The sequence below is a fragment of the Leisingera sp. F5 genome, assembly GCF_001593695.1.
In genome coordinates this window covers 1-1,714 of the sequence record NZ_LUKH01000764.1, presented here as the reverse complement: position 1 = coordinate 1,714, position 1,714 = coordinate 1, and the positions used below count along the sequence as shown (strand labels likewise).

Annotated in this window: 1 protein-coding gene and 1 pseudogene; one reads left to right on the top strand and one right to left on the bottom strand. The window is 58.3% G+C overall.

Going from position 1 to position 1,714, the window contains the following annotated elements:
• A pseudogene (locus tag A2I95_RS35685) lies at positions 1-149 on the bottom strand (SCO family protein); the annotation flags it as partial.
• A gap of 116 nt (positions 150-265) precedes the next feature.
• Here A2I95_RS35685 and regB point away from each other — a divergent pair.
• Positions 266-1,660 (top strand): sensor histidine kinase RegB, encoded by a 1,395-nt coding sequence (gene regB, locus A2I95_RS35680; RefSeq protein ID WP_259988696.1) that lies wholly within the window; start codon positions 266-268, stop codon positions 1,658-1,660.
• Positions 1,661-1,714 lie beyond the last annotated feature (54 nt).

The following is a 1,714-nucleotide window of genomic DNA, read 5'->3' as shown; positions in this document are numbered from 1 at the left end:
CCGCCGATGGTATCGGTGCCGCCAGCGATCTGGCTGCTGCGGCACTGTGCGAATTTGTCGCCTCCAGCCCCTCCGCGGGTCATAAACCAGGCACCACCCACAAGGGCAGCAACAAAAGCAACAGCAAAGAGAGCATAGACGCGGGTCATGAGATCACACTTTTCGTAAGGGAAGGGTTGTTGATCGTTTGCAGCGCCAGACCTATCAAGAAACACAGCCGATGCAACTGGCGCACGGCGTCACATCTGCGGGAGCAACGAACCTTATGAGCGATCGCATCTTCAGGCTGACAAGCGGCCAGGAACACAGCCATTGGATCCGCCTGCGGACCCTGATCCTGCTGCGCTGGGTGGCCATTGCTGGGCAGATCACCGCCATTGCCGTGGCGCAGCACCGCTTTAACCTGCAGTTGGAGCTGGGCCTGTGCTATCTGGCTATTGGTATTTCAGCCGCCGGTAACCTGATCGCCATCTTCGCTTTTCCGGAAAACAAGCGCCTGACCGAGTTTGAGAACTTCCTGATGGTGCTGTTCGATCTGCTGCAGCTGGCCTTCCTGGTGTATTTGACCGGCGGGTTGAACAACCCCTTTGCTTTACTCGTGCTGGGGCCGGTGACGATTTCCGCCGCTGTTATGGGGCTGCGCTCCACCCTGATCATCGGTGCCACCGCTGTCATTCTTGTCACCCTGATGGCAGAGTTCCACCTGCCGCTGCGCACCGAACAAGGTTTCATCCTGCGCATTCCCGATGTGTTCATCTTCGGCAATTGGATCGCCATTGTCATCGCCATTCTGTTCATCGGCGCCTATTCCTTCCGGGTCAGCAACGAAATGCGCTCAATGTCGGATGCGCTCAGCGCTACCCAACTGGCGCTGTCGCGCGAGCAAAAGCTGACCGACCTGGGCGGCGTGGTGGCGGCAGCGGCGCATGAGTTGGGCACACCGCTGGCCACCATAAAACTCGCCAGTGCCGAGCTGATCGAAGAGCTGGATGACCGCCCTGACCTGCGCGAAGATGCCGCGCTGATCCGTGAACAGGCCGACCGCTGCCGCGACATCCTGCGCGGCATGGGCCGGGTCGGCAATGACGATCTGCATTTACGTCAGGCGCCGTTTTCAACCCTGGTGACCGAAGCGGCAGAGCCGCACATGAACCGCGGCAAATCCGTTATCTACCATGAGGAGCCGCTGGAGGGAGGTGACTTCCAGCAGCCAACAGTTATGCGTAAGCCTGAGATCATCCACGGGTTGCGCAACCTGGTGCAGAATGCAGTGGATTTCTCCCACTCCACCGTCTGGATAGATGCTGCCTGGAACAACGACCGGATCATTTTGCGGATCTGCGATGATGGCCAGGGATTTCCGCCGCATCTGCTGGGCCGCATTGGCGATCCGTTTGTGCGCCGCCGCCGAGGCGAAAACGAGCTGAAGCAGCGGCCCGAGTACGAAGGCATGGGCCTGGGTCTGTTCATTGCCAAAACGCTGCTGCAGCGCACCGGTGCACAGCTGAGATTCGCCAATGGCGCAGACCCTTTCCAAACCCTCAGTCCCTACCGCGAACGGCGCGGCGCCATTGTCGAAGTTGCCTGGCCACGCAAAAAAATCGACGCCATGGCAGACGGCGGCCCTGTCATTGGGAAAAATATACCTTTAGAAATTTAACTATTCACTTTTGGGCAACCAATTAAACTTCATTTAACCATTATTAGGGAACCA

What these genes read in the sequence shown, in the direction of transcription:
- regB (WP_259988696.1), top strand. Translation starts at nt 266, where the DNA reads ATGAGCGATCGCATCTTCAGGCTGACAAGCGGCCAGGAACACAGCCAT.